Source organism: Priestia sp. ABM2_011, assembly GCF_056158845.1.
In genome coordinates, this window is record NZ_JBSWUB010000001.1 from 1,027,947 (window position 1) to 1,053,817 (window position 25,871).

Consider the following 25,871-nt stretch of genomic DNA (forward strand, 5'->3'; position numbering starts at 1 on the left):
AGGGTGAAAGAATATGATTCTAAAAGGTAATAAAGGGTTTACCCTTATTGAAATGTTAATCGTTATGCTCGTTATTACCGTGCTTTTGCTCATTATGATTCCAAATGTATTAAAGCATAATACGGTTATTAACAACAAAGGCTGCTCAGCTCTTGTCAAAACCGTAGAGGCTGAGGTACAAGTATATGAGCTTGAAAACGGCGAAAAACCAAGTCTAGAAGAGCTTGAAGCAGGAGGCTACTTAAAAGAAGGCACCGTGTGTCCAAATGGTCAAGCTATTCAAATTGACGGTACCGGAAAGGTTACGGCTAGTGGTTCTTCTTAAGCAAAAAGGATTTACCCTCATTGAGATGCTGATGGTTTTATTTATTGTGCAAGTGATGATGTTTTCCATTATCGTAACCATTCGGCCGCTTGTGGAATATTACAAAATCACATTATTCTTGCGACAGCTGCAAAGCGACACGTTTTATGTGCAGCAGACAGCCATGAACCGAGAATCTCCAATTAAAATTAACTTCGCACCGAACGGAACAGAATATATTGTTTCTGATTCTCGTGCCGTTCTTTATAAGCGCACCTATGACTCCACCATTCATATCACGTTTGGAAGCGGCAATTCCACGATACAATACAACAAAAACGGCAATATTTCTCAAGCAAAGACCATTTTTATCAGCAGTCAAAAGTTTAAATACAAAGTTACTTTTCAAATAGGTAGAGGGCGTTTTTATGTGGACAAGATGTAAGGGTCAGCAGGGCTATACCTTGTTAGAAATGCTTGTTTCATTTAGCATGCTTTTACTCCTAACCGGTACAATTATTCCTTTGTATGTTCAGATGAAGGAAGCAGAAAAGAAGCAATATGTTTCGTATCAAGCTGATGCTATCTTGCACGAAGAGCTATTGAAATATAAATATGAAGCAGGATATAAACAGCGAGAAAAAATCATAAAAGAAAACGTTGTGTTTTATCTGAAGTGGAACGGAGAAAGTGCTCAAAAGCTTTGTGTAGAATGGACAGATTCCGCTGATAAAATGAAAAAGAAGTGTGATGTGATGTTGAAGTGAAAAGTGAAAAAGGCTTTACGCTTGTAGAGGTGTTAGTCAGTTTTACTCTTTTTTTGATCATTGTTTCATTTTTCCCCATTATCATTCCGCTAGCTAAGCAAACGTATAATCCGGACTTTAGTATGAATGAAATGGAGTGGGGAATTTTTGTGAATCAACTTGCTATGGAATATCGAGAAGCAAAAGAAGTGGGAATTCATGCGACTACGCTTACGTTGAAAATGGAAAATAATCAGATCATCACTTATGAACGCTATGAAGATAAGATAAGAAGACGAGTGGATGAAAGCGGTCATGAAGTGGTGCTGCAGCACATTAAGAATATTATGTATGAACAGCAAAAAGAAAGGCTGTTGATTCGTTCAACAGACGGTGTTAACAAAGTTAGAGAAGAAACCATTACGACGTTTTTGATGCTTGCTTATGAAACATAATGAGCAAGGGTTTATTCTCCCGGTTGTGTTGGCATTCTGTGCGCTTTTTCTTCTGTTAGTAGCTCAACAAACCACTTATTTTGTGACGAAAAGTTCATTTTATCAAGAAGTAGAGCAGAAAAATCGTCTGCAGCATCTTCTAGAAAACGCGGTGGTACATGTGAAAAAAGAAATAAAAGAACAGAATAAATCTCCATCTGCACCCTTAGTATTAGAAACGGGTACGGTTTCATACGAAGTAGTAAGTGAAGATGAACAGATGATTATTCTAAAAATAAAGTGTCAAACATTGCAAGGAAGAGCATTGACAGAAACCGCATATATTCAAAAAAAGGATCAGCACATTGTGAAGTGGACGGATTAAGTCTCTTTCTCTCCGGATATAATAGTGCTGAGGAGATGATTATATGAAAACGAATGATTATGTAAAATATATGACTCAGCAATTTGTACAATATATGGATCAGCCAAAAGAAGAGAGGAAAACGAAAAAGATTCAAAAAAAAGAAGAGCGAGCACCTTTTGCAAACAGATGGTTTGGAATGATTCCGCTGTCGTTTATGCTGTGGTACAGAAAGAAAAAAGAAAGATGAGCATATCATATGCTCATCTTTTTTTAACCGGCTTGTGTTTTATTAAATTGACGAGACATCGTTTCAGGCGATATGTAAAATAAGCCACCGTTTATAAACTTGAATAAAATAGTCGGTTCGTACAGCTCTTGAAGCGCTGTTTTTTCGGTCATATATATTTCTGGCAGCTCCTCCGCCGTTTCGTAAAAATGATCAAGAAGCGCTAAGTCTTCATACCATCTTTCCTGCGCTTTTTCAGCCCATTCAGTTGGCTGAGTTTTAACATAGTCAGTCACATATGATGTGAGTCGTGAGATGGCACTTTTCGGTTTAATAAAAGGTGAAAGAGTAAAGCAATAGTCTGAGATTTTAGATGACAAATTTTGATTAATGATTAATTCATGAAATGATTCAACGATTTGTCCATTGATTAAATTAATACCAAGCGACAAAAGCTCATCTTTTTTGCGATCGCATTTGTACGAGACTTTAATATTTAACGCAAGCCAAGGATGTAAAGGCTGATTTGTTTGCTGAGCTGATGCAACTTGTTCATACAAGTGAATAAACCCGCCTAGTTTCTGAGTAGAAGCGAAAATTTGGTGCAGCCTAGGTGAGCCAAAATGAATTCGTTCGCCTTGAACGGAATCGTCTTCAAATGCTGGGTCTGTAATGAAAGTGAGCGAAGCAGGAATTGCTTCTCCTCCCGTCTTTTCAATATAGTGCCAATAAAATGGACGATTCATCAATTCTTTGTCGAGTTCAATCGTTAATTGAACCGTCAGATAAGACGGTGTTTCTGTAACAATAGAACAATTATTAGCTAGAAAGTAACGCTTTAAAAATTGATGAATATCAGTTTGCTGCATGCTGATCCTCCTCGCTGTCTTCGTATTGAATAATAGACGTCAAGTTCTCCATTTTGATTTTTATTTCTCCTTCACTCCGTGAATGAAATAAAATATCTTGAATATGCTCTTCGATATTTTTTAAATCAAGCTTTGTTAAAATATCATCTAACTCTCCAACAACTCGTTCAAACAGGTTTATTTTTTCGTATAACAATTTTAAAATATGTTCTTCGACCGTATGTTGAATCGCTAAATTGTAAATGTGAACATCATGCTTTTGACCTAAACGATGTACCCTTCCAATTCGCTGTTCTAGACGCATTGGATTCCACGGTAGATCATAGTTAATAATATGATGACAAAACTGAAGGTTGATTCCTTCTCCGCCCGCTTCAGTGGCAATAAATACTTGCGCGTGGCTTTCAAAAAGCTGCTTCATCCAGTCTTTTTTACCTCGCTTAAATCCTCCTCTAAACGGTACAGAGGTAATTCCATGCTGTTTTAAATACCACTGTAAGTACAGTTGAGTTGCTCTGTACTCAGTGAAAATAATAACTTTGTCATCAATTTTTTGAACGAGCTCCAGAACTTTTTCTGCTTTTGCATTTTGCGGCACTTGCTGAAGTAGTTGCATTAACGGAGTAATCATATGTTCCGTTAATGCGCTGTTTTGATCTTCCTGACGTTCCAGCATGTTTTTTAATGTCATATACACCGCTTCACGGCTGCTGCAGGCCTCTCGCTGCAGGGTTAAAATTGAAAAAGCACTTGAAGGGTGCAGTCCGTTTCCTTTAAAAGACGTAATCGCATCGTATAGCTCGCGTTCTTTCGGTGAAAATTCAACAGGAATGGTTTGAACAATTCGCTTCGTCCATTCGATACCCGTATCATGGCGGCGATTTCGAATCATAACTTTGTTAACAAGCTCTTTTAAGTGCTCATCGTTTTGCAAAGAGCGTTTTTTAGCAGAAAATAATTCTTCAAAATAGTCTTTATTGCCGAGATGGCCAGGCTTTAAAAGAGAGACTAAGTTGAAAATTTCTTCAATTCGATTTTGAATCGGTGTTGCGGTTAGCAACAGACAAAATTTCTTTTTCAGGCTTTGAACAAATTCATAGTTTTTTGTTTTGTTGTTTTTAAGTTTATGAGCTTCATCAATGATGATGAGGTCGTAGTCTTGTTCTAGCACAATTTCTCGATGAGGAGAACGTTTTGCTGTATCAATTGAAGACACAACGATGTCACACTGATCCCACACATATGATTTTCTTTGAGGGACCGCGGGAATATAAAATTTTTGATTCAATTCCATAGCCCACTGTGAAACAAGCGAAGCTGGAACTAAAATGAGAACTTTTTTAACAAGCCCGCGAATCATATATTCCTTCAAAATTAACCCTGCTTCAATCGTTTTCCCTAGTCCTACTTCATCTGCTAAAATGGCTTTCCCATTCATTGTTTCGACTACTTGTTTGGCTACTTCGAGCTGATGAGGAAGCGGCGTTAAATCGGCTAGATGTTTTGGGCTTTGTAGTCCTTCAAATTCTGAGATAAGCGTTTGGTCTTCTATTTCATAGGCAAGTTTATACAAATCCCATGCAGACCAAGGGCCGTCTTGCTCCAATTTAGTTGAGAAGGCTGCTTCCCATGTTTCATCGATGTTTAATTTCACTTTCATGATAAAAATGCTCCTTTGTAAAAAATTTTTATTGAACAAATGATAAGAATCAGGTAGGATAAAAATATATTTAGAAAATTTGAAAAAGAAAATAGATTAGCACTTTACAAATGATTGTGTGAATAAAGATAAATACATCTTTCAGTAGTATGCCCAACTTTACCAACTTTATAGAAGCGAATGACGACACGGGGAGAGACTACTTGAATGTAGCGCCGAAGGAGCAAGCAATAAAATTGTGAATCTCTCAGGCAAAAAGACTCTTGTTTGACGCAGCTCTGGAGAGTGTCTATGCGTTTATAGACCACCCACGAGGCAAACCTATTCGTTTATAGGTAAACTTTCAGGTGAAAAGGACAGAGACTTCCTACTAAATACAGTAGGGGGTTTTCTGTCCTTTTTTGTTTGGATACATAGTGATTCCCACACTATTTGAAAACTCCCCGTTATGAAAAGTTTCACGTGAAAAAGAGGAGGACATAAATATGACAACAGAATTACACAAAACGCCGCTTTATGATACCTATCAAAAATATGGTGCCAAAACAATTGATTTTGGAGGATGGGCTCTTCCCGTTCAATTTTCTTCTATTAAAGAAGAGCATGAAGCTGTACGTACAAAGGCAGGTCTTTTTGATGTCTCTCATATGGGAGAAATTCTTGTGACAGGAGCTGATAGCTTAGCTTTTCTTCAGCATACGATGACAAATGACGTTTCTACCCTTGTAGATGGAAAAGCGCAGTATACGGCTATGTGTTATGAAGACGGAGGCACGGTAGATGATTTGCTGATTTACAAAAAAGCAGATCAAGAGTATTTGCTGGTAGTAAACGCTGCTAATATTCAAAAAGACTATGAGTGGCTTGTGTCTCACAAGCAAGGAGATGTAACGCTCGTTAATCAATCTGATGAAACTGCGCAGCTAGCATTACAAGGTCCTTTAGCAGAAAAAGTTTTACAAACGTTAACGAATGAAAATTTAGCTTCATTAAAGCCATTTACATTTGCTGATGATGTAGAAGTAGCGAATGTAAATGCTCTTGTTTCACGTACTGGATATACCGGAGAAGATGGTTTTGAAATTTATTGTTCTTCAGCTGACGCCTCTCACTTGTGGACGGCTATTTTAGAAGCAGGAAGTGAGGACGGGGTGTTGCCTTGCGGACTAGGCGCTCGTGATACGCTTCGTTTTGAAGCTACTTTGGCTTTATATGGCCAAGAGCTTTCAAAAGATATTACGCCCATTGAAGCTCGAATTGGATTTGCAGTAAAGACGAACAAAGACAGCTTTATTGGAAAAGAAGTTTTAAAAGAACAGCGTGAAAGCGGGGCACCTCGTAAGCTGGTAGGAATTGAAATGATTGATAAAGGTATACCAAGACACGGTTACGAAGTATTTGCAGATGAAGAACAAATTGGATTTGTGACAACAGGTACACAGTCACCGACATTAAAGAAAAACATCGGTTTAGCGCTATTATCAGCAGAGTATACAGAGCTTGGTCAAGAAGTGGAAGTGCAGGTTCGGAAAAAACGCTTAAAAGCAAAAGTGGTTTCAACACCTTTTTATAAACGTTCAAAGTAAGCTTTGGGGAGGAATTTAACATGTTACATCGCTATTTACCAATGACAGAACAAGATCAGCAGCAAATGTTAGCAGCAATTGGTGTTTCATCTGTTGGTGATTTATTTTCAGATATTCCGCAGCGCGTTCGTTTTCAAGGAGAATACAATATTAAAAAAGCGGCTTCAGAGCCTCAGCTGTTAAAAGAATTAAATAATATGGCTGCTAAAAATGCTCATTTAAAAGACTATGCTTCTTTTTTAGGAGCAGGAGTTTACGATCATTACATGCCGGTTATTGTTGATCATGTTATTTCTCGTTCGGAATTTTATACGGCCTATACTCCGTATCAACCGGAAATTTCTCAAGGAGAACTTCAGGCCATCTTTGAATTTCAAACAATGATTTGTGAGTTAACGGGGATGGACGTGGCCAATTCTTCTATGTATGACGGAGGAACTGCTTTAGCAGAAGCCGCTATGCTCAGTGCGGGTCAAACGAAAAAGAAAAAAGTACTTGTCTCTGCGGCCGTTCACCCTGAGTCAAAAGATGTGTTAAAAACGTATGCGAAGGGTCAATACATTGAAGTGGTAGAAATCCCTGCAGCAGACGGCGTAACAGATATGATTGCATTAGAAAAAGAGATGGGAAGTGACGTGGCAGCTGTTATTGTCCAGTATCCAAATTTCTACGGACAAATCGAGCCGTTAAAAGAAATTGAAGAAATTACTCATCAAGAAAAATGTATGTTTGTGGTTTCAAGCAATCCTTTATCATTAGGTTTACTTACGCCTCCTGGAGAATTTGGAGCTGATATTGTCATTGGAGATGCACAGCCATTTGGTATTCCAAGTCAATTTGGAGGCCCGCACTGCGGATACTTTGCAACTACGTCTAAGCTTATGCGAAAAATTCCAGGACGATTAGTAGGGCAAACGGTGGATGAAAACGGTAAGCGAGGGTTTGTTTTAACCCTTCAAGCGCGTGAGCAGCATATACGCCGCGATAAAGCGACGTCTAACATTTGTTCAAATCAAGCGTTAAATGCTTTAGCAGCATCAGTTGCCATGACAGCTTTAGGCAAGCAAGGTGTAAAAGAAATGGCGCTGCAAAACTTATCAAAAACGCATTATGCATATGAAGCGTTAAAGGCAAAAGGGGTAAATGTAGCATTTGAAGGACCGTTTTTTAACGAACTAGTCGTGAAGCTTCCTGTTTCGGTAACAGAAGCAAACAATCATTTATTAGCATCAAAAATAATTGGCGGTTATGATCTTAGCCGTGATAACCAAGCGCTTGAAAATCACATGCTGCTTGCTTTTACAGAACTCCGTACAAAAGAGGAAATTGACCAACTTGTAAATGAATTGGGGGATCTTCATGCTTAATCAAAATCAATCACTTATTTTTGAAAGCAGTAAAGAAGGGCGAATCGGCTATTCATTGCCGGAGTTAGATGTTCCGCAAGTAAATGCTGAAGAGCTGCTTGGAAAAGCGTATGTCCGTACCGAAGCTCCTGAGCTTCCTGAAGTATCAGAACTCGATATTATGCGTCATTACACCGCGCTTTCAAAACGAAATCATGGAGTGGACTCAGGGTTTTATCCGCTTGGTTCATGTACGATGAAATATAATCCAAAAGTGAATGAACAAGCAGCACGCATTGCTGGGTTAGCGCATATTCATCCGCTTCAAGATGAGCAAACGGTTCAAGGTGCTCTCGAACTTTTATATGATTTACAAGAGCATTTAACAGAAATTACGGGAATGGATGAAGTAACACTTCAGCCAGCAGCGGGTGCTCATGGCGAGTGGACCGGGCTTATGATGATTCGTGCCTATCATGAAGCAAATGGTGAGACGCAGCGAACAAAAGTCATTGTTCCAGACTCAGCTCACGGAACGAACCCTGCTTCGGCAACAGTTGCAGGATTTGAAACGGTAACGGTAAAATCAAATGAACATGGTTTAGTGGACTTAGAGGATTTACGCCGCGTAGTGGGAGAAGATACAGCCGCTTTAATGTTAACAAACCCAAATACGCTAGGGTTATTTGAAGAAGATATTTTAGAAATGGCTGAAATTGTTCACGCAGCAGGTGGAAAACTTTATTATGATGGTGCAAATTTAAACGCAGTATTAAGCAAAGCTCGTCCTGGAGATATGGGATTTGACGTTGTTCATTTAAATCTTCATAAAACCTTTACAGGTCCTCATGGAGGCGGCGGTCCTGGTTCTGGTCCGGTAGGGGTAAAAGCAGATTTAATTCCGTATCTGCCTAAACCAGTGCTTGTGAAAACAGAACAAGGCTATCACTTTGACTATAACCGTCCTCAGTCAATTGGACGCGTAAAGCCGTTTTACGGTAACTTCGGTATCAACGTTCGCGCTTATACGTATATTCGTTCAATGGGTCCAGACGGCTTAAAAGCCGTAACGGAAAACGCTGTGCTAAATGCCAACTATATGATGCGTCGTTTAGCAGAACACTATGAGCTGCCGTTTGACCGTCACTGTAAGCACGAATTTGTTTTATCAGGAAAACGTCAGAAAAAGCTTGGTGTGCGCACATTGGATATCGCGAAACGACTGCTTGATTTTGGCTATCATCCGCCGACTATCTACTTCCCTCTTATCGTAGAAGAGTGCATGATGATCGAACCAACGGAAACGGAGTCGAAAGAAACGCTAGATGCGTTTATCGATGCGATGATTCAAATTGCAAAAGAAGCAGAAGAGACGCCTGAACTCGTACAGGAAGCTCCGCATACAACGGTTGTGAAGCGCCTTGACGAAACGCTGGCAGCGAGAAAACCAGTTCTTCGCTATCAGAAAGAACAGGCTGTTCAAAACGTCTAACAAAAAACCTCGCCCAAAGGCGAGGTTTTTCTATATACATACCATTATTTTTTCTTTTTTACTTTACCGTTCCACATTTTGAAGCCGCCTTTTAAATCATAGATTTCTTGAACACCGTGGCGACGAAGCATTTGTGCTGCACGTCCTGTGCGCATTCCGCTTTGACAATAGATGTACACAGGCTGATCCGCACGAAATTCTTTAATGCGCATACGGAACTGTGAAAGAGGAATATTTCGTGCGCCTAAAATATGTCCGTTTTCGAATTCATTCGGTTCGCGAATATCAACTAGCTGCGCCTTGCGGTAGCCGCTGCGGAATTCTTCTTCAGTTAACGTTTTCATAATGCGACGTTGGATAAAGAACATAACGACAGAGTATATGATGATTACTCCAAGTAAAATGAGTACTGCTGTAATTGCTGACATGCTGATTCTTCCTTTCTTCGACAAAATCCATACTCTTATTATATAAGTGAATGAAATTAGAAGTAAAGCGATTTTGCCTTGAATCTAGCGTATTTCTTCCCCGAAATGAAAAAACTACCACATTTGAATTCGTAGTTTTATGTTGCTCTTTGCTTTTCCTTAGCTCAATCTTTTGGTAGACTAAAAAACGGATTTATTTTTTATATTACATATAGCTGAGGATGAGGTAGATGAAAGCAAAGTGGAGATTTATTGATTCCAACAACCGTTCGCCTTATTACAATATGGCGTTAGATGAAGCGTTATTAGAATGGCATAGTAAAGGAGAAATTCCACCTACGATTCGTTTTTACGGATGGAACCCTCCAACGCTGTCGATCGGTTATTTTCAAAAAGCTGAAAAAGAAATTAACTTTGATAAAGTAAAAGAATTAGGATTAGGCTTTGTGAGACGTCCAACGGGCGGCAGGGGCGTGCTTCATGATGAAGAGCTTACTTACAGCGTCATTGTATCTGAAGAGTATCCTAATATGCCTAAGACAGTTACAGAGGCATATCGCGTCATCTCTGAAGGTTTACTGGAAGGATTTCGTTCGTTAGGGCTCGAGGCTTATTTTGCTATTCCTCGTTCAGAAGAAGAAAAAAATAGCTTAAAAAACCCTCGTTCGTCCGTGTGCTTTGATGCTCCTTCTTGGTATGAACTTGTTGTAGAGGGCCGCAAAATTGCTGGAAGTGCCCAAACTAGACAAAAAGGAGTTATTCTACAGCACGGCTCTATTCTGTTAGAGATTGATGAAGATAAATTATTCAGCGTGTTTAATTATCCAAATGACCGCGTGAAAGAAAGAATGCAGCGCGCATTTCGTTCTAAAGCGGTAGCCATCAATGCAATTGCGGGCCGCAAAATTTCTATCGAAGAAGCAAAAGAAGCGTTTTATAAAGGATTTGCTTCTGCTCTTGATATCGATTTAGAACCGTATACACTGTCTGAAGAAGAGGAAGCATATGTAGAAGAACTAGCGCGCACAAAGTACGGATCGGATGAATGGAACTTTAAGCGCTAAACGAATGCGGATGGTAAATAGATAAAAGTGCAACTTCTTATAAGTTGCACTTTTTATTGGAATTTTTAGAAACAATGCTTGGCTAATAGAATACATAGGGAAGAAAAGTCAAACACTTTTTTTACGAAAAAAAAAATATTTCACTTGACACCCTTCTATATGTAGATGTTTGGAGAAGTGTCAAATACTATATATTGAATTCGTCCAAGCCGTGTGGTAAGTTATTGATAGTTGATTGAAAAACTCTATTTCCTTTAAAAGGAAATAGAGTTAATAAATTTATAGATGTTCGATAGGTAAGGAGTTGTGAGAATGACTGTTTTGTTAAATCAAAAAGTGAATATGAATGTTGAAAAGCTCAATTCAGATATTGAACGCTTTCCGCAAGTACATCCGATTACACCGGATATGAAGTTAACTCATAAAGGTGTTTCAAGATTGGTAATGTTAGACCGCTATGCGTTTAAAGATACGGAAAAATTAACGTTATCAGAAGGAGATTTTGTTGTTCTAACTGTAAAGGAAGACCCAAAATTTCCAGCACGAGGACTTGGCTATGTGGAAAGCATTAATTTTGAGCAAAAAACCGCTGTTGTCAAGGTAGAAGATGAGTTTAGAGGAGCTTTATCACCTGAAGAAGCAGAAAATGGGTTAATTACTCGTTCTTTAGATGTCATTGAAAAACCTCTAGAGGTCTTCTATGAGCAAATTGCAAAACGTAATGCAACAGGCTTAGCTTCTGTGGAAAAAACAGAAGAAAAGCGCAAAGAGTGGTTTGAAAAGTTCTATCAAGAGCTTGTTCAGCTAAACTTTGTACCCGCTGGCCGCGTTCTTTACGGTGCAGGTGCTGACACGGACGTAACGTACTTTAACTGTTACGTAATGCCTTATGTAAAAGATTCACGTGAAGGTATTTCAGAACACCGCAAACAAGTAATGGAAATCATGAGCCGCGGAGGCGGTGTTGGAACGAATGGTTCAACTCTTCGCCCGCGCAACACGCTGGCTCGCGGTGTAAACGGCAAATCATCTGGTTCAGTTTCATGGTTAGATGATATTGCTAAACTGACGCATCTTGTTGAGCAAGGTGGGTCGCGTCGTGGGGCTCAAATGATCATGCTTGCCGACTGGCATCCTGACATTGTAGAGTTTATTATTTCTAAAATGCAAAACCCTCGCATTTTACGTTTCTTAATTGAAAACACAAATGACGAAATGATTAAAAAGCACGCTCAAGATAAATTGAAGTTCACGCCGCTAACAGAGTCTGAAGAAGCAATGTACCAAGGAATCATTAACTATAAACAAATTCCTGGTCTTGGTGGATTTAATGAAAAAATCATTAAAGATGCAGAAGAAAAGCTGCAAACAGGCGGAACGTACAGCGTTCATAACTCAGAGTTTTTAACAGGAGCAAACATTTCTGTATGCTTAACAAAAGATTTTATGGATGCTGTTGAAAACGACGGTGAATACGAACTTCGCTTCCCAGACGTAGAAAGCTATTCAAAAGAAGAAATGGCTAACTACAATGAAAACTGGCACGAAGTAGGCGACGTGCGCGAGTGGGCAAAACAAGGAAACAAAGTTCGTACGTACCGTACTATCCGTGCAAAAGAGCTATGGAACTTAATTAATATTTGTGCAACGTACTCAGCTGAACCAGGCATTTTCTTCTTCGACAATGCCAATGACATGACAAATGCTCAAGCATATGGTCAGCACGTTGTTGCAACGAATCCATGTGGTGAATAGTTTGCCTCATGTAAAACATTGCGGAATAAAGCAGGAACCCTGAGATGGGAATCTGAACCGAAGGCTAAACGTAAAGGTTTAGTCAGGGGCAACGCATAGAAGCTGATCCTGTATAACAGACTATAATGCTTCCACGAGGCCGCAACGTTACAATTTTCTAGCCGTATAGGAACTGCCTTGAAAACTCTTGCAAAGGGGCGTATCTAGTGAACAGAGGGTATGCTGGGTATTATAAAGGTATTTACTTAAGAAGTTCTTATGAATATGCTTACGCAAGGTATCTTGACTATATGAGAATAAGCTGGCTTTATGAAGTAGAGGTATTTGACATAGGATTTAAACTATTTAAACCAGATTTTTTTATTACAGATAAATATGGTGACACAGTTGAAATAGTCGAAATTAAATCTAAATGTCAAAAAGAAATTGATATAGCCAAAAAATCTCTAAATATAGTTTCTGAAACTTATGGTATCAAATGCTCTTTAATATCTTATAAAGAATTGTTAGTTATCTATCGTGCTTTGCCATTTAGTTTAAATTCAGTCATTGACCAATGGATCAATTCAGAGGCTACGACTATCCGTAAGTCATTGAAAGGTGAATTAAACGGTCATTATAATATGAAACATACTGAAGAGGCTAAAATAAAAATAGGCAAACATACTAAGGCTTTATGGGCGAGTAATGGTATAGCTAAAGTTAAAATGATAGAAGGCTTAAGAAAAAGTGGCTTGTCTCAAAAAGGTAAAATTAAGGTAGGAAGAAAAGTTATTTGTTGCTTGAAATGTGGTAAAGAGATGGAAGTGTTGATTACTACAAAGAAGCAGTATTGTAGTAGACATTGCAGTGGAGCAGTAGCTATTAAAACAGCTACTCAAGCATATGTTCAACATAGAAAAATTCTTCACCAACAGATTAAAAATCATGTTGAATCATGGTCTAAAGCAAATGCACCTTTAGTAACTTCGATTCCTTTAAATAAAATTTCCACATACCTTAAACCTTTAATGGACGAGATAGCCCAAATCTATGATGTAAAAGATATAAGAGTTATTACCAAAGCTGTTTTAGGAAAAGATCAAGGTAGAAAAGCATTAATGTTGTACTTGAAAGAAATGGCTGAATAATTGTAACGAAAACGTATGCTGAACTTACGTAAATATGAAGCGTAAGAGGTAGAGGATAAAAAGCCTTTACGATAACAAATTTGGAACAACCACTTGCACCATTCTCTGTTTGTAACTTAGCTGCTGTTAACTTAGCGCAAATGGCAGATAAAGAAACAAAAACAGTTAACTTTGAAAAGCTACGTCAAACGGTTGAAACGGGCGTTAGAATGCAAGATAACGTTATTGATGCAACTCCTTATTTCTTAGAAGAGAACCAAAAGCAAGCGCTTGGCGAACGCCGCGTTGGTCTTGGTGTAATGGGTCTTCACGATCTTCTTATTTATTGTGAAACAGAATACGGCTCTGACAAAGGCAATGAGTTAGTAGATAAAGTGTTTGAAACAATTGCCACGACGGCTTACCGCGCGTCTGTAGAGCTTGGAAAAGAAAAAGGAAGCTTCCCGTTCTTAGTGGGCGAAACAGATGCTGAAACTGCTTCTTTACGTGAAGCATTCACAAATACAGGCTTCATGAAAAAAATGCCTGAAGATATTCGTGAAAACATTAAAGAGCACGGTATCCGAAACTCTCATTTATTAACAGTAGCGCCAACAGGCAGTACTGGAACGATGGTTGGAGTATCAACGGGTCTTGAACCTTATTTCTCATTCTCATACTTCCGAAGCGGTCGTTTAGGTAAGTTTATTGAAGTGAAAGCTGATATCGTTCAAGAGTATTTAGATCAGCATCCAGAAGCAGATCCAAACAATCTTCCTGAATGGTTCATTTCAGCTATGGAACTTGCACCACAAGCTCACGCGGACGTGCAATGTGTGATTCAGCGCTGGATTGATAGCTCAATTAGTAAAACAGTAAACGCTCCTCGTGGTTACACGGTAGAGCAAGTTCAAAAAGTGTACGAGCGTCTGTATAAAGGCGGAGCAAAAGGCGGTACGGTGTACGTAGACGGAAGCCGTGATGCACAAGTCTTAACGCTAAAAGCAGAAGAAAATACATTTGATGAAGAAATTGAAGCGCCAAAAGAAGAAACAAAACCACACGTTGTGTTAGTTGATACAATTAATGAAATTCGTTCAACTGATGTAACAATCGGTTCTGAAGTAGGTAATACGTGTCCGGTTTGCCGTCAAGGAACGGTAGAGGAAATGGGCGGATGCAACACATGTACAAACTGTGGTGCACAGCTGAAATGCGGCCTTTAATTTTTAATCATGATTGACTAGTAAAAGCTGACTCAAGTGAGTCGGCTTTTATTATGTATGAAAATGGGGCATAAATAAGAAGCGGGAGAGAACGGTTCTTGTATTTGAATAAGCATTGTAGTATGATTTTAATTGAATGTCTTTTATCCAGTTTTATCTTATGACATCGCTTTATTTACACGTTTTTTTCACATAGATTATCAAACATGAACACGATATCACTATAAGAAACAGACATTTATGACTTATTATTAGCAATACATAATATTAATTGGGGGAGATTTCATGCCTACACCGAGTATGGAAGATTATATTGAACAAATATATATGCTAATTGAAGATAAAGGATACGCTCGAGTGTCTGATATTGCTGATGCATTGGCGGTTCACCCCTCATCTGTAACAAAGATGGTTCAAAAACTAGACAAAGATGAGTACTTAATTTATGAAAAATATCGAGGCCTTGTTTTAACAGCTAAGGGACAGAAGATTGGAAAACGTCTTGTTTATCGCCACGAGCTCTTAGAGCAGCTATTGCGAATCATTGGCGTAGATGAGAAGAATATTTATGATGACGTAGAAGGAATTGAACATCATTTAAGCTGGAATTCCATTGATCGAATTGGGGACTTGGTTCAATACTTTGAAGAAAATCATAACCGTATTCAAGATCTTCGCAATGTACAGAAACGAAATGAAGAAGAGCAAAAATTATAAGGAAAAAGCAGCGGCCAATAGCGTCACTGCTTTTTTTCTTTTTATCATAACTTGTTGCTGAGTCGACTACAAATGTAGAGTAGGTAGTTTGGAGGAGAGGCTGTGTACGTCGACGGAGTATTTTCAGGTGGCGGTATTAAAGGGCTTGCACTGATTGGTGCGTTACAAGCTCTAGAAGAAAAAGGCTTTATTTTTCGGCGGTTAGCGGGAACGAGTGCGGGTTCCATTATTTGTGCATTTGTAGCAGCTGGTTATACAAGTGAAGAAATCGTTGAAATGATGAATGAAATTGAGTTATCTTCTTTCCTAGATCAAAGAATGTCCTTTTTACCATCGAGCTTGACAAAATGGCTGTTTTTATATTGGAAAATGGGATTATATAAAGGAGAAAGGCTTGAAAAGTGGATTGCTGAGAAGTTGCGGAGCAGAGGAATTCGTACATTTGCTGATTTGCCTGATCAGTCGCTGCGTATTATTGCGTCAGATTTGACCAACAGTACGATGCTTGTTCTTCCAGATGATTTGCCTAAATATCACATTGATCCGAATCGTTTTTCTGTAGCAAGAGCCGTTCGGATGAGCTGCAGCATTCCATATTTTTTTGAGCCGGTTAAATTAAAATCTACTCCAAGCAGTTTAATAGTCGACGGGGGAGTGTTAAGCAACTTTCCAATTTTTTTATTTGATGATGATAAAAGTTTGAAGAAACGACCGGTAATTGGTGTGAAGCTGAGTCCGAAGGACGAAGAGAGAGAACGGAATAAAATTAAAAATGCCGTTGGTTTATTCAGTGCGCTTTTTGAGACGATGAAAGATGCGCACGATGCAAGACATATTTCAAAACGTCACGAAAAAAATATTATCTTTTTACCTGTTAATCAAGTTTTTGCGACAGAATTTACCCTCACAGAAGAACGGAAGGAAGAGCTGATTGCGTTTGGCAAAAAGCGTACAAGGGCATTTTTGAAAAAATGGTGCTATTAAAAAAACAAGGAGGCTTTTCTCCTTGTTTTTTTAAAAGAATGCTCTATTTTTCTTTTTTCCTTTTTTACCTTCGATGACGGTCAAGTGTGAGTTGTTTTTCTTTTTCTTTAGCGGTTTCGTTGATTTGGATACCGGGCGCTTATTTGAGCTTCGGTACGTATGCATATCAACTTTGTTGCTTCCTCGCTCTTTTTCTTTTTGACGCAGTTTCGATTGCTTTACTGCGCGCACATAGCCTCTATCTTGACCTTTTGTCTGAGAAGGGCGGAGAATAAACCGATAAACTAAGTAAAACAAAATGATAAACAGAAAAATATAACCTGCTTGACGTAATAAAACAGCTGGATCTGTAATCAACGTAAATGCAAAGCCAATGACTCCTAACCCGATTAGACCATATACAAGTGGTTTCACGAATGGACGTCTCATTTTGTTCACCTCCTAAAATAGTAAAAAAAGAAAGCAAAACGGTGTGGATTAGACAACTTGTTCGTCAGTGGTAGAAGAAAGTTCATTTTCAACGCGTAAAAGTTCTTTAAATGAAGCAATCGCAACTTCAACTTGATCATCTTTTGGTTCTTTGGTTGTTAAAAGCTGAAGCCATAAACCGGGATAACCTAAAAAGCGAAGAAGAGGGACATGACGAACTTTATTGGTTAACTGTAACACTTCAAATGATAAACCAAGGACAACTGGAATTAATGCAAGGCGATCCACAATTCGTAACCAAAGAGGATCCGTTGGAACTAGTAGGTAGACAAACATTCCTACAACTACGGTAAAGAGGATAAAGCTACTTCCGCAGCGATAATGAAGTCGAGATTGTGCTTGAACGGCTTCTACCGTAAGTTCAGCATTGTTTTCATATGCATTAATGACCTTGTGTTCTGCTCCATGATATTGAAACACCCGTTTAATAAGTGGCGTTTGTGAAATCACATAAATATAGCCAAGGAGCAATAATAGTTTAAATACTCCTTCAATAAAAACTTGAGCTACACTTGAAGTGAAAACAGGACGTGTCAATTGTGCTAAAAACACAGGAATCAATGTAAATAGTACTTTCCCGAAAAGAAAGGATATTACACCAATAGTTGCAACGCCAAATATTAAAGATAGTTTTGATTCTTTTTTCTCTTTTTGTTGTTCTGCTGCTACTTGAGTATCATCTTCTGGATTCACGTCATAGCGTTCAGAGGAAAAGTTCAAGTGCTGCGTACCGTTTGCACTGGCTTCAACAATAGCAGCAATTCCTCGTAAAAAAGGAATTTTTTTTAAAGCAGTGAGTACGGAATTTGATTTTCTTTTTGAATGAAAATAATCAATAGATTGATCTTTGCGGCGAATAGCCGTCACCATCATACGTTTGCCACCGAACATGACACCTTCTATAACGGCTTGACCACCATACGCAGGTTTTTGTAATTTAGACATTTCAGGCACCAACCTAACTTAACTAGACTAGACTTCTTAGTATTTTATATTCTACAGCAAAATCAAATAAACCTCTAGGCGGATGCATGTTATCTAGTTTAGCCAATATTTTTCATCTCCACACCCTTCATATGAATTTTTTTCCTTTCATTTATAAAATTTGTTTATGAAACTCTGTGCGAAGTAGTTTTAAAATGTCTCTGCGATATCAGGCGCCCTTCTTGCGTATAGGAAGAGTAATAAACGTAAAAACTTAGAAATGAGTCGGTAGGAAATGAGAAAAAAGTTCATACTACATCAAGAGGTGATTAATATGTCAGAACCTAAAGAACAGCATGAAAAAAAACAGGATAACCAACCTACGCATAAACAGGAAATATCTTTTTTATTTAAAGCCATCTTTATTTCCTTTTTTGGAGGGGTTTTCTGGAGCTTTATTGGCTATTTAAATTATCTGTTTAGCTTTAGTGTTATCAATCCAAATATGCTTTTAGATCCATGGGCATTAGGTGATTGGAAGGATAAAGGAATAGGTGTTATCGTCAGTATTTTTCTCATAGGGGTATTATCTATTGTTGTCGGGTTGTTATACTACGTCCTATTAAAGAAGTTTAAAACAATTTGGATAGGTTTTGCTTACGGCTTATTATGGTGGGCAATCGTATTCGTTGTTTTGAATCCGCTCTTTCCTAACTTGAAAACAATTGGAGAGCTTCCAGCTAACACAATTATTTCATCCCTCTGTATTTATATTTTATATGGTGTATTCATCGGATATTCCATTTCTTTTGAAGCGGCAGAGCTTCAAACAAAAGATGAATCTACAGATTTTCAAACGGCGAATAAGTAGTGTGAATGTTCCAACGTATGCTAATATATTCTATATAATGATTTAAAAAGAAAAATAAAATGTAAATTCACACAAGTGAGCTGCATAAAGGGTTCGTAGTAGGGGAGAGTGTTGAAATAAGATGAATAAGATTTTAGTAATAAACGGTCCTAATTTAAACCGTTTAGGCGTACGCGAACCGGCGGTATATGGGACAGATAATCTTCAAAATCTTGAAGAGAAGCTTCAGCGAGCAGGCAGAGACCATGGGGTAGAAGTTGAGTGCGTACAGTCTAATCACGAAGGTGTAATTATCGACTGGATTCACGAAGCGGATGAGAAGTTTGATGGGATTATGATCAATCCTGGTGCTTTTACTCACTACAGTTATGCCATTCGAGATGCGATTGCCAGTATATCTGTTCCTGTTATTGAAGTGCATATTTCGAACGTACATAAGCGTGAAGAGTTTCGCCACCATTCGGTGACGGCACCTGTTACGCATGGTCAAATTGTCGGGTTAGGTTTATACGGATACGAGCTTGCTCTGCAGGCACTTTTACAATTAAGGGGGAAATAAAATGAAAATCGAAAAACTACGCGAACAGTTTTCAAAGTTGAATGTAGACGGTGTTGTCGTTACAAGTGAATATAACAGACGCTATATGACCAATTTTACAGGATCTGCTGGTGTCGTTATCATTTCTGAAGACAAAGCGGCATTTGTAACAGATTTTCGTTATGTTGAACAAGCAACTAGTCAAACAGAAGGTTTTGATATCGTTCAGCACAAGGGTCCTATTGTAGAAGAAGTAGCGAGTGTAGTGAAACAATTTGGAATTAAAAAGCTTGGTTTTGAACAGAATTATGTTACATATGGACAGCATCAATTATTTGATAAGCATATCGGAGCGGAACTTGTTCCAATCTCGCACGCAATCGAAAACTTACGCTTGATAAAGAGTGACTCAGAGATTAAGATATTAAAGGAAGCTGCAAAAATAGCAGATGCAGCATATGAACATATTTTAACCTTTGTTCGTCCTGGTTTAACAGAGCTTCAAGTATCGAATGAACTGGAGTTCTTTATGAGAAAACAAGGCGCAACATCTTCATCTTTTGATACAATTGTTGCTTCAGGGCATCGCGGGGCTTTACCGCATGGTGTTGCTTCTGACAAAGTAATTGAAAAAGGGGAACTTGTAACGCTTGATTTTGGCGCATACTATAATGGTTACTGTTCAGATATCACACGAACATTTGCCGTCGGTGAAGTAAGTGATAAGCTAAAAGAAATTTATAATGTCGTACTGCAAGCAGAGCTTAACGGAATGAACGGTATCAAAGCAGGTATGACGGGTAAAGAAGCAGATGCGCTAACGCGTGATTATATTACAGAACACGGATACGGCCAGTATTTTGGACATTCGACCGGTCACGGCGTAGGGTTAGAAGTACATGAAGGCCCATCACTTTCTGTGAAATCTACAGATGTACTGCAGCCAGGTATGATTGTAACCGTTGAACCAGGTATTTACATACCAGACTTAGGGGGCGTTCGTATTGAAGATGATACGATCGTCACAGCAGAAGGTAATGAGGCATTATCGCACTCATCAAAAGAGTTCATTATTTTATAAAATGTAGGAGGATTTCTTCATGATTTCAGTAAATGATTTTCGTACAGGTTTGACAGTAGAAGTAGACGGGGGTATTTGGCGTGTAATGGATTTCCAACACGTAAAGCCTGGTAAAGGCGCTGCATTCGTTCGCTCAAAACTACGTAACCTTCGTACAGGAGCTGTGCAAGAAAAAACGTTCCGTGCAGGTGAAAAGGTAGGAAAAGCTCAAATTGATAATCGTAAAATGCAATATCTATATGCAAGCGGCGATCAGCACGTATTCATGGACAACCAGTCTTATGAGCAATTAGAGCTTCCGGCGAGTGCAATTGAATATGAGCTAAAATTCTTAAAAGAAAATATGGAAGTCGCAATTATGATGTATCAAGGTGAGACATTAGGTGTTGAACTTCCAAACACAGTTGAGCTTAAAGTAACAGAAACTGAACCTGGTATTAAAGGTGACACAGCTTCTGGCGGTACAAAACCAGCAACTGTTGAAACTGGTTTAACAGTAAACGTTCCTTTCTTCGTAAATGAAGGCGACGTATTAATTATTAACACAACAGACAGCAGCTACGTATCACGCGCGTAATTCGGTCGTGTAAGCAAGCTGCAAACACACGAAAAAGGCAGAGAATGATTCTCTGCCTTTTTTGTGTGTTTTTTTGTGCTAACCCTTCCTTATTTTGCATAGGTTGTACTAAACAACGCAGAGATATAGGAGGGGCTTATGAAGCAGTGGTTGGATCATTTAAACGGTACGGTATTAACGATGGCGTGCCTTCGATTTATTTCTTCATTTATTGAGTTTATTGCCGCTATTTTAATTGTCACAAACAATGATGTGAAAAAAGCGTTAATGATTAATGGAATGCTAGCGCTTGTTGGTCCGATTGTAATGGTGAGTTCTTTCACCATTGGCTTAGTGTCCGTAGCAGATCAATTATCTTTTGGAAAATTAATCATGATTGTAATAGGAGTGCTCTTCATTTTAATCGGTGTTTTTAAATAAAAGGTAGGCATAAAATGGTCAAGCTCATAATACATTGAAGTGAGTTCAAATATGAGGGGATGAATATGTTAAACGAAATACTTGCAATTTTTCCGCCTAATTTAAAAAAGACTGTTGAATTTTATGTCACAAACCATTCTCATGTGCTAGAAGAAATTCGAGTGCGCATAGGAAGACCTGTCGAATTTACAATCAACAATCAGCCTTATTTCGAATCGTATCTTCCAAGTGCAGAAGATGCTTTATTTATCTTAAATAAACTAAGCCAGTTTTCGATTTATATGATTGAAGAAGAATTAAAAAAAGGATATGTCACCATTGAAGGCGGACACCGGGTTGGACTAGCGGGAAAAGTTGTAACGGAAAATGGACAGGTTCGTGTGATTCGCGATGTATCATCCTTTAATATCCGGATTGCTAAACAAAAGATTGGCATTTCGAATCAGCTTATTCCTTTTTTATACAATCGCTATTGGCAAAGTACGGTTATTATAGGACCTCCTCAAACAGGAAAAACAACCATGATTCGTGATTTAGCCAGAGTAATAAGCACTGGCATAGAGCGCTCTAAGATTCCTCCGTTTAAAGTAGGGATTGTAGATGAACGATCAGAAATTGCTGGGGCTGTTAAAGGGGTTCCTCAGCATACATTCGGATCTAGAATGGATTTATTAGATAGCTGTCCGAAAGCTGAAGGCATGATGATGATGATTCGCTCCATGAGTCCCGATGTACTGATCGTGGATGAAGTTGGAAGTGAAGAAGATTGTAAGGCCGTACTTGAAGCCGTTAATGCTGGTGTTCGTGTCATTATGACTGTTCATGGGTATGACATTGACGATTTAATGAAGCGTCCCACTTTGCAAGCTTTAATGAAACTTCACGTATTTAAAAAGTATGTTGTGCTATCGAACAGCCGAGGTCCTGGAACACTTCAGGCTATCTATGATGAGCATTATAACTCCATGAAATTGACCGCTGAAAAGTCGCTTATTGAAAATAGTAAAGGGTGATGGTGTATGAAACTGTTTGGTGCCATCTTTATCTTATTTGCTTCCACTTACACAGGATTTGAGTTTGCAAAGCAGCTTAGCGAAAGACCTAGGCAGCTCAGGCAATTAAAAACGGCTCTTCGGTCGTTAGAAGCGGAAATTATGTATAGCAACCGGCCTCTTCAAGAAGTTGCTCATTTGTTATCTCTACAGCTTCCTAACCCTTTAGCTTCTTTATTTAGTGAATTTTCAATGAAATTAAAAGAAGGTACTGAAAGTGTCAAGGAAGCTTGGGAAAAGACGTTGGACCAATTTTGGAAACAAACCGCACTTAAAACAGGAGAACTGGAAATCTTAAAACAATTTGGTGAAACGCTTGGTCAGCATGATCGTTATTCGCAGCAAAAGCATATTTTGCTGACGCTGAACCATCTCGAACGCGAAGAACAAGATGCAGTTGATAAGCAGAATCGCTATGAAAAAATGGTTAAAAGTTTAGGCTTTCTATCTGGATTGCTACTGGTCATCCTATTGATGTAGCGATGGAGGAGGATTGAATGTGGGAATTGATATGAACACCATTTTTCAGATTGCTGGGATTGGTATCGTCGTAGCTTTTTTAGTCACCGTACTCGAACAGATGGGAAAAAAAGATTACGCGAATTGGGTTACCCTCATCGGTTTTATTTATATTTTATTTATGGTTGCTTCGATTGTGGAGGACTTATTTCAAAAAATCAAATCGGTTTTTTTATTTCAAGGGTAGAGGGGTGATTTGCCATTGAAATGCTTCAAATTGTGGGCTTAGGATTAGTAGCGACATTTTTGGCACTCATTTTAAAAGAACATAAATCACCTATTGCTTTTTTACTTGTCGTATTCGTGGGATCCGTGATCTTTCTTTTTTTAATTGATCAAATCTACGAGATTATTAAGATGGTCGAGCGGCTGTCGATCAATGCTCACGTTAACATGATTTATGTGGAAACCATTTTGAAAATCATTGGTATTGCCTATATCGCCGAATTTGGTGCTCAAATTACGAAAGATGCAGGACAAGGTGCCATTGCTTCTAAAATTGAATTAGGTGGAAAAGTGCTGATTCTCTCCATGGCAATTCCTATTTTGACGGTCATTATTGAAACGATTATTTCAATGCTGCCCAATTAATTTTACTTAATATGAGGTGACGAAATGAAGCGGTGGACGTTTAAAGTGAATATACTCGCTCTTCTTTTGTTCCTCTTTTTTTCTTTCCAGAAAATGTACAAGCTTCCGAACCCCCGAAGCAGCAAGAACTTGTCAATGAACAAATTGATAAGCTCGGTATCGATGAAGTCAAACAGTTTTGGGACGATATTATTACCCAATACGGCGGCTTTTTACCCGAGAGTCAGAAGGGAAGTTTAGTCGATTTTTTAAAAGGAGAAAAAGAGTTCTCTCTTAAAGAATGGCTAGGAGGTCTTGTAAAGTTTTTATTTCACGAAGTATTAGCGAATGGAAAGCTCCTCGGTACACTCATTATGCTAACGGTTTTTAGCGTGTTTTTGCAAACGCTCCAAAGTGCGTTTAATCAGCAAACCGTAAGTAAAGTAGCGTATGCGCTTGTATATATGGTTTTGATCATCATTGCTCTTAATAGTTTTCAAATTGCTATTTCTTATGCAACAGGAGCGATCGAGACCATGACCAAATTCATTTTAGCTCTGGTGCCGCTGCTGCTTGCCTTAATGGCATCATCAGGAGGAGTTGTATCGGCAGCCTTTTTTCATCCGATGATTTTGTTTTTAATGAACACCAGCGGTTTGCTTATTCAATACGTAGTGATGCCGCTGCTTTTTCTTTCAGCACTGCTTAGCATTGTGAGTACGATTTCAGATGAGCATAAGGTTACACAGCTTGCTCAGCTGTTGAGAAATATAAGCATTGGCGTGCTTGGAATATTCCTAACTGTTTTTTTAGGTGTGCTATCCGTCCAAGGTGCCACATCAGCTGTTGCTGACGGTATTACGATTCGAACGGCAAAGTTCGTCACAGGGAACTTTATACCTGTTGTAGGGCGTGTGTTCACAGATGCGGCTGATACAGTCATCAGTGCCTCGCTTCTATTAAAGAATTCAGTAGGGATTGCTGGAGTAGCAGTCTTACTGTTAATCGTCGCATTTCCGGCTATTAAAGTGTTAACGCTCGCTTTTATCTATAAGCTAGCAGCAGCTCTTCTTCAACCCATTGGAGGAGGACCGGTTATTTCCTGCTTGAGCATTATCAGCAAAAGCGTCATCTATATTTTTGCGGCGCTTGCTGTTGTCTCGCTTATGTTTTTCTTATGTTTAACGGTCATCATTACAGCGAGCAACGTCACAATGATGGTGAGGTGAAGAAATTGCAGGCCTTAACGACGTGGATTACGAATATCGTTCTTTTTATCTTATTAGCTACCATTATTAATTTACTGTTGCCCAATTCTAGTTTTCAAAAGTATACGAAGCTGGTGGTTGGACTTCTTTTGATGCTGATTATTATTACACCCGTTTTTCAAATTTTTAAAGTGGATGTTAATCAAATGCTGAAATCACTTAGCTTATCATCTATTCGATCCGATCAACAGGTAGAAAATTCAATAGAAAATCAGAAAAAAGAAATACAAGCTTCACAACGTGCATATATTTTAGAACAAATGGCTGTCCAAATGGAGGCAGATGTAAAAGAGGAGTTGATGGATCAGTATGGTGTAGCAATTGATCGAATTCACATTGAAACAAAAAAGCCGAACGACGAACCTACCGCTGATAATATTAAATCCATTTCAGTTGCCGTAAGTAAAAAAGCATCGGGTGATTCCGAGGTTGTTTCAGCTGTGAAAGTTATTTCTATTGATACCTCCACACCGATCGAAACAAACAAACCAACAGAATCCAAGAAATTATCCAACTATTTAGCAGCAAAATGGGATGTAAAACAAGGCCAAGTTGTTGTGAATATGGAGGAGGGAGACACGAAATGAGTCAAAAGCCAGAAAAAGGTGACCCATCATTTTTTCAGCGGTTCTTTTCACTTAAACAGTCATCAACTACGAAGAAACCTTCAAAGTTAATGTATATAGGTATTTTACTAGCTGCAGGCGTTATCTTTATGGTATTTAGCAACTCACTCACAACATCTATGAATTCAGGCGGATTATTAAAGAGTGCAAGCAAAGAAACCAGCGCACCACCCGTATCACAAGATATTCCCGCTTTTAGCTCCAAAAAGACAACAACGATGACAGGTTATGAAGAGCGGTATGAGGAAGAATTGAAAGATATTTTAGATCAAGTTAGAGGCGTAAGTAAGGTAAAAGTAATTGTGAACCTAGATGCAACAGAATCCAAAATATATGAAAAAAACAGCGTGACAAAATCGCAAACGACCAACGAGACGGACCGTGAAGGAGGGACTCGTAAAGTTGAAGATTCCTCAACAGATGAACAGCTGGTCATTGTAAGAAGTGGAGAACAAGAAAAGCCTGTTGTAGTCAAAACCGAAAAGCCAAAAGTCAGAGGTGTGTTAGTTGTCGCTAAAGGAGCTGATAATATCGAGGTAAAGAAATCTATTATTGAAGCCGTGACAAGAGCGCTCGATATACCAAGTCATAGAGTAGCAGTATTAGCGAAAAAAGGATGAGGG

Annotated in this window: 29 protein-coding genes, 3 pseudogenes and 1 riboswitch; of the genes and pseudogenes, 27 read left to right on the forward strand and 5 right to left on the reverse strand. The window is 38.7% G+C overall.

The window, feature by feature from the left end:
• Positions 1 to 13: 13 nt before the first annotated feature.
• From comGC to ACXAE4_RS05490, 6 genes are read left to right on the forward strand one after another with little or no spacing between them, the layout of a single operon-like run.
• Entirely contained in the window at positions 14 to 325 is a 312-nt protein-coding gene (gene comGC, locus ACXAE4_RS05465; RefSeq protein ID WP_016765560.1) for a competence type IV pilus major pilin ComGC, read from the forward strand.
• A complete protein-coding gene (comGD, locus tag ACXAE4_RS05470) occupies positions 312 to 749 on the forward strand; it encodes a competence type IV pilus minor pilin ComGD (RefSeq protein ID WP_154973101.1) in 438 nt (145 codons plus the stop codon). Before comGC ends, comGD begins: the two co-directional genes overlap by 14 nt.
• Positions 733 to 1,071: a type II secretion system protein gene (locus ACXAE4_RS05475; protein ID WP_098112946.1), complete on the forward strand. Its 339-nt coding sequence runs from the start codon at positions 733 to 735 to the stop codon at positions 1,069 to 1,071. The genes comGD and ACXAE4_RS05475 overlap by 17 nt, the downstream gene beginning before the upstream one ends.
• Positions 1,068 to 1,505 carry a competence type IV pilus minor pilin ComGF gene (gene comGF, locus ACXAE4_RS05480; protein WP_289578444.1) on the forward strand — a complete coding sequence of 146 codons (438 nt, stop codon included), beginning with the start codon at positions 1,068 to 1,070 and terminating at the stop codon, positions 1,503 to 1,505. The genes ACXAE4_RS05475 and comGF overlap by 4 nt, the downstream gene beginning before the upstream one ends.
• Complete coding sequence (gene comGG, locus ACXAE4_RS05485) at positions 1,495 to 1,869, forward strand: competence type IV pilus minor pilin ComGG (RefSeq protein WP_098112944.1); 375 nt, start codon at positions 1,495 to 1,497, stop codon at positions 1,867 to 1,869. Before comGF ends, comGG begins: the two co-directional genes overlap by 11 nt.
• Positions 1,870 to 1,912: 43 nt before the next feature.
• Positions 1,913 to 2,098 carry a YqzE family protein gene (locus tag ACXAE4_RS05490; RefSeq protein ID WP_013059170.1) on the forward strand — a complete coding sequence of 62 codons (186 nt, stop codon included), beginning with the start codon at positions 1,913 to 1,915 and terminating at the stop codon, positions 2,096 to 2,098.
• Positions 2,099 to 2,121: 23 nt separating this feature from the next.
• Here ACXAE4_RS05490 and ACXAE4_RS05495 read toward each other — a convergent pair whose 3' ends face one another.
• On the reverse strand, positions 2,122 to 2,946 hold the full coding sequence (locus ACXAE4_RS05495; RefSeq protein ID WP_098112943.1) for a YqhG family protein: 825 nt from the start codon (positions 2,944 to 2,946) through the stop codon (positions 2,122 to 2,124).
• Positions 2,933 to 4,606, reverse strand: coding sequence for a DEAD/DEAH box helicase (locus ACXAE4_RS05500; protein WP_033579702.1), 1,674 nt, complete (start codon positions 4,604 to 4,606; stop codon positions 2,933 to 2,935). Before ACXAE4_RS05500 ends, ACXAE4_RS05495 begins: the two co-directional genes overlap by 14 nt.
• A gap of 180 nt (positions 4,607 to 4,786) precedes the next feature.
• Positions 4,787 to 4,879: riboswitch (glycine riboswitch) on the forward strand.
• A gap of 212 nt (positions 4,880 to 5,091) precedes the next feature.
• Here ACXAE4_RS05500 and gcvT point away from each other — a divergent pair.
• Genes gcvT through gcvPB form a run of 3 tightly spaced genes read left to right on the forward strand, consistent with a single transcriptional unit; the run spans position 5,092 to position 9,030 of the window.
• Positions 5,092 to 6,192, forward strand: a complete 1,101-nt coding sequence (gcvT, locus tag ACXAE4_RS05505) for a glycine cleavage system aminomethyltransferase GcvT (protein WP_098112942.1) — start codon at positions 5,092 to 5,094, stop codon at positions 6,190 to 6,192.
• 20 nt (positions 6,193 to 6,212) lie between these two features.
• Positions 6,213 to 7,559 carry an aminomethyl-transferring glycine dehydrogenase subunit GcvPA gene (gene gcvPA / locus ACXAE4_RS05510; protein WP_028411606.1) on the forward strand — a complete coding sequence of 449 codons (1,347 nt, stop codon included), beginning with the start codon at positions 6,213 to 6,215 and terminating at the stop codon, positions 7,557 to 7,559.
• Positions 7,552 to 9,030: an aminomethyl-transferring glycine dehydrogenase subunit GcvPB gene (gene gcvPB / locus ACXAE4_RS05515; protein ID WP_028411605.1), complete on the forward strand. Its 1,479-nt coding sequence runs from the start codon at positions 7,552 to 7,554 to the stop codon at positions 9,028 to 9,030. The genes gcvPA and gcvPB overlap by 8 nt, the downstream gene beginning before the upstream one ends.
• A 44-nt stretch (positions 9,031 to 9,074) precedes the next feature.
• On the opposite strand, the gene ACXAE4_RS05520 is transcribed toward gcvPB, so the two are convergent.
• Entirely contained in the window at positions 9,075 to 9,458 is a 384-nt protein-coding gene (locus ACXAE4_RS05520; RefSeq protein WP_034327235.1) for a rhodanese-like domain-containing protein, read from the reverse strand.
• 230 nt (positions 9,459 to 9,688) lie between these two features.
• Here ACXAE4_RS05520 and ACXAE4_RS05525 point away from each other — a divergent pair, with 230 nt between their 5' ends.
• The 6 genes and pseudogenes from ACXAE4_RS05525 (at position 9,689) to ACXAE4_RS05550 (ending at position 16,313) form a co-directional block, all read left to right on the forward strand.
• Positions 9,689 to 10,522, forward strand: coding sequence for a lipoate--protein ligase family protein (locus ACXAE4_RS05525; protein WP_013085005.1), 834 nt, complete (start codon positions 9,689 to 9,691; stop codon positions 10,520 to 10,522).
• Between the two features lie 312 nt (positions 10,523 to 10,834).
• A pseudogene (locus ACXAE4_RS05530) lies at positions 10,835 to 12,274 on the forward strand (vitamin B12-dependent ribonucleotide reductase); the annotation flags it as partial.
• Between the two features lie 209 nt (positions 12,275 to 12,483).
• Positions 12,484 to 13,407: a hypothetical protein gene (locus ACXAE4_RS05535; protein ID WP_034327233.1), complete on the forward strand. Its 924-nt coding sequence runs from the start codon at positions 12,484 to 12,486 to the stop codon at positions 13,405 to 13,407.
• Between the two features lie 83 nt (positions 13,408 to 13,490).
• Positions 13,491 to 14,612, forward strand: a pseudogene (locus tag ACXAE4_RS05540) (hypothetical protein); the annotation flags it as partial.
• A 285-nt stretch (positions 14,613 to 14,897) separates the two neighbouring features.
• Positions 14,898 to 15,329: a transcriptional regulator MntR gene (gene mntR, locus ACXAE4_RS05545; RefSeq protein ID WP_013085004.1), complete on the forward strand. Its 432-nt coding sequence runs from the start codon at positions 14,898 to 14,900 to the stop codon at positions 15,327 to 15,329.
• Between the two features lie 102 nt (positions 15,330 to 15,431).
• Positions 15,432 to 16,313, forward strand: coding sequence for a patatin-like phospholipase family protein (locus ACXAE4_RS05550; RefSeq protein WP_028411603.1), 882 nt, complete (start codon positions 15,432 to 15,434; stop codon positions 16,311 to 16,313).
• Between the two features lie 30 nt (positions 16,314 to 16,343).
• On the opposite strand, the gene ACXAE4_RS05555 is transcribed toward ACXAE4_RS05550, so the two are convergent.
• Positions 16,344 to 16,742 (reverse strand): SA1362 family protein, encoded by a 399-nt coding sequence (locus ACXAE4_RS05555; protein WP_013059160.1) that lies wholly within the window; start codon positions 16,740 to 16,742, stop codon positions 16,344 to 16,346.
• Positions 16,743 to 16,790: 48 nt separating this feature from the next.
• Positions 16,791 to 17,747, reverse strand: a complete 957-nt coding sequence (locus ACXAE4_RS05560; RefSeq protein ID WP_028411602.1) for a DUF1385 domain-containing protein — start codon at positions 17,745 to 17,747, stop codon at positions 16,791 to 16,793.
• A 313-nt stretch (positions 17,748 to 18,060) separates the two neighbouring features.
• Between ACXAE4_RS05560 and ACXAE4_RS05565 the strand changes: the two genes are divergently transcribed.
• From ACXAE4_RS05565 to spoIIIAG, 12 genes and pseudogenes are all read left to right on the forward strand, one after another.
• Positions 18,061 to 18,597, forward strand: coding sequence for a YqhR family membrane protein (locus tag ACXAE4_RS05565; RefSeq protein ID WP_028411601.1), 537 nt, complete (start codon positions 18,061 to 18,063; stop codon positions 18,595 to 18,597).
• 121 nt (positions 18,598 to 18,718) lie between these two features.
• Positions 18,719 to 19,156, forward strand: a complete 438-nt coding sequence (gene aroQ / locus ACXAE4_RS05570) for a type II 3-dehydroquinate dehydratase (protein ID WP_013059157.1) — start codon at positions 18,719 to 18,721, stop codon at positions 19,154 to 19,156.
• A gap of 1 nt (position 19,157) precedes the next feature.
• Positions 19,158 to 20,216, forward strand: coding sequence for a M24 family metallopeptidase (locus ACXAE4_RS05575; protein ID WP_028411600.1), 1,059 nt, complete (start codon positions 19,158 to 19,160; stop codon positions 20,214 to 20,216).
• Positions 20,217 to 20,235: 19 nt separating this feature from the next.
• The gene (efp, locus tag ACXAE4_RS05580; RefSeq protein WP_013059155.1) at positions 20,236 to 20,793 is read left to right on the forward strand and encodes an elongation factor P; all 558 of its coding nucleotides are present in this window, start codon (positions 20,236 to 20,238) and stop codon (positions 20,791 to 20,793) included.
• A 138-nt stretch (positions 20,794 to 20,931) separates the two neighbouring features.
• On the forward strand, positions 20,932 to 21,213 hold the full coding sequence (locus tag ACXAE4_RS05585; RefSeq protein WP_028411599.1) for a YqhV family protein: 282 nt from the start codon (positions 20,932 to 20,934) through the stop codon (positions 21,211 to 21,213).
• 65 nt (positions 21,214 to 21,278) lie between these two features.
• Complete coding sequence (gene spoIIIAA, locus ACXAE4_RS05590) at positions 21,279 to 22,226, forward strand: stage III sporulation protein AA (protein WP_028411598.1); 948 nt, start codon at positions 21,279 to 21,281, stop codon at positions 22,224 to 22,226.
• A gap of 6 nt (positions 22,227 to 22,232) precedes the next feature.
• Positions 22,233 to 22,745, forward strand: a complete 513-nt coding sequence (gene spoIIIAB, locus ACXAE4_RS05595; RefSeq protein ID WP_028411597.1) for a stage III sporulation protein SpoIIIAB — start codon at positions 22,233 to 22,235, stop codon at positions 22,743 to 22,745.
• 19 nt (positions 22,746 to 22,764) lie between these two features.
• Positions 22,765 to 22,971: a stage III sporulation protein AC gene (gene spoIIIAC / locus ACXAE4_RS05600; protein ID WP_013059151.1), complete on the forward strand. Its 207-nt coding sequence runs from the start codon at positions 22,765 to 22,767 to the stop codon at positions 22,969 to 22,971.
• A gap of 20 nt (positions 22,972 to 22,991) precedes the next feature.
• A complete protein-coding gene (gene spoIIIAD / locus ACXAE4_RS05605; RefSeq protein WP_013059150.1) occupies positions 22,992 to 23,375 on the forward strand; it encodes a stage III sporulation protein AD in 384 nt (127 codons plus the stop codon).
• Between the two features lie 74 nt (positions 23,376 to 23,449).
• Positions 23,450 to 24,583, forward strand: a pseudogene (gene spoIIIAE / locus ACXAE4_RS05610) (stage III sporulation protein AE); the annotation flags it as partial.
• Positions 24,580 to 25,209: a stage III sporulation protein AF gene (gene spoIIIAF / locus ACXAE4_RS05615; protein ID WP_224980536.1), complete on the forward strand. Its 630-nt coding sequence runs from the start codon at positions 24,580 to 24,582 to the stop codon at positions 25,207 to 25,209. The pseudogene spoIIIAE and the gene spoIIIAF, both read left to right, overlap by 4 nt.
• Complete coding sequence (spoIIIAG, locus tag ACXAE4_RS05620; protein WP_028411595.1) at positions 25,206 to 25,868, forward strand: stage III sporulation protein AG; 663 nt, start codon at positions 25,206 to 25,208, stop codon at positions 25,866 to 25,868. The genes spoIIIAF and spoIIIAG overlap by 4 nt, the downstream gene beginning before the upstream one ends.
• Positions 25,869 to 25,871 lie beyond the last annotated feature (3 nt).

Excerpts from the sequence above, each read along its gene's own strand:
- comGC (WP_016765560.1), top strand. The coding sequence starts at position 14 with ATGATTCTAAAAGGTAATAAAGGGTTTACCCTTATTGAAATGTTAATC.
- ACXAE4_RS05475 (WP_098112946.1), top strand. The coding sequence starts at position 733 with ATGTGGACAAGATGTAAGGGTCAGCAGGGCTATACCTTGTTAGAAATG.
- comGG (WP_098112944.1), top strand. The coding sequence starts at position 1,495 with ATGAAACATAATGAGCAAGGGTTTATTCTCCCGGTTGTGTTGGCATTC.
- ACXAE4_RS05490 (WP_013059170.1), top strand. The coding sequence starts at position 1,913 with ATGAAAACGAATGATTATGTAAAATATATGACTCAGCAATTTGTACAA.
- ACXAE4_RS05495 (WP_098112943.1), bottom strand. The coding sequence starts at position 2,946 with ATGCAGCAAACTGATATTCATCAATTTTTAAAGCGTTACTTTCTAGCT.
- ACXAE4_RS05500 (WP_033579702.1), bottom strand. The coding sequence starts at position 4,606 with ATGAAAGTGAAATTAAACATCGATGAAACATGGGAAGCAGCCTTCTCA.
- gcvT (WP_098112942.1), top strand. The coding sequence starts at position 5,092 with ATGACAACAGAATTACACAAAACGCCGCTTTATGATACCTATCAAAAA.
- gcvPA (WP_028411606.1), top strand. The coding sequence starts at position 6,213 with ATGTTACATCGCTATTTACCAATGACAGAACAAGATCAGCAGCAAATG.
- gcvPB (WP_028411605.1), top strand. The coding sequence starts at position 7,552 with ATGCTTAATCAAAATCAATCACTTATTTTTGAAAGCAGTAAAGAAGGG.
- ACXAE4_RS05520 (WP_034327235.1), bottom strand. The coding sequence starts at position 9,458 with ATGTCAGCAATTACAGCAGTACTCATTTTACTTGGAGTAATCATCATA.
- ACXAE4_RS05525 (WP_013085005.1), top strand. The coding sequence starts at position 9,689 with ATGAAAGCAAAGTGGAGATTTATTGATTCCAACAACCGTTCGCCTTAT.
- mntR (WP_013085004.1), top strand. The coding sequence starts at position 14,898 with ATGCCTACACCGAGTATGGAAGATTATATTGAACAAATATATATGCTA.
- ACXAE4_RS05555 (WP_013059160.1), bottom strand. The coding sequence starts at position 16,742 with ATGAGACGTCCATTCGTGAAACCACTTGTATATGGTCTAATCGGGTTA.
- ACXAE4_RS05560 (WP_028411602.1), bottom strand. The coding sequence starts at position 17,747 with ATGTCTAAATTACAAAAACCTGCGTATGGTGGTCAAGCCGTTATAGAA.
- ACXAE4_RS05565 (WP_028411601.1), top strand. The coding sequence starts at position 18,061 with ATGTCAGAACCTAAAGAACAGCATGAAAAAAAACAGGATAACCAACCT.
- aroQ (WP_013059157.1), top strand. The coding sequence starts at position 18,719 with ATGAATAAGATTTTAGTAATAAACGGTCCTAATTTAAACCGTTTAGGC.
- ACXAE4_RS05575 (WP_028411600.1), top strand. The coding sequence starts at position 19,158 with ATGAAAATCGAAAAACTACGCGAACAGTTTTCAAAGTTGAATGTAGAC.
- efp (WP_013059155.1), top strand. The coding sequence starts at position 20,236 with ATGATTTCAGTAAATGATTTTCGTACAGGTTTGACAGTAGAAGTAGAC.
- ACXAE4_RS05585 (WP_028411599.1), top strand. The coding sequence starts at position 20,932 with ATGAAGCAGTGGTTGGATCATTTAAACGGTACGGTATTAACGATGGCG.
- spoIIIAA (WP_028411598.1), top strand. The coding sequence starts at position 21,279 with ATGTTAAACGAAATACTTGCAATTTTTCCGCCTAATTTAAAAAAGACT.
- spoIIIAB (WP_028411597.1), top strand. The coding sequence starts at position 22,233 with ATGAAACTGTTTGGTGCCATCTTTATCTTATTTGCTTCCACTTACACA.
- spoIIIAD (WP_013059150.1), top strand. The coding sequence starts at position 22,992 with ATGCTTCAAATTGTGGGCTTAGGATTAGTAGCGACATTTTTGGCACTC.
- spoIIIAG (WP_028411595.1), top strand. The coding sequence starts at position 25,206 with ATGAGTCAAAAGCCAGAAAAAGGTGACCCATCATTTTTTCAGCGGTTC.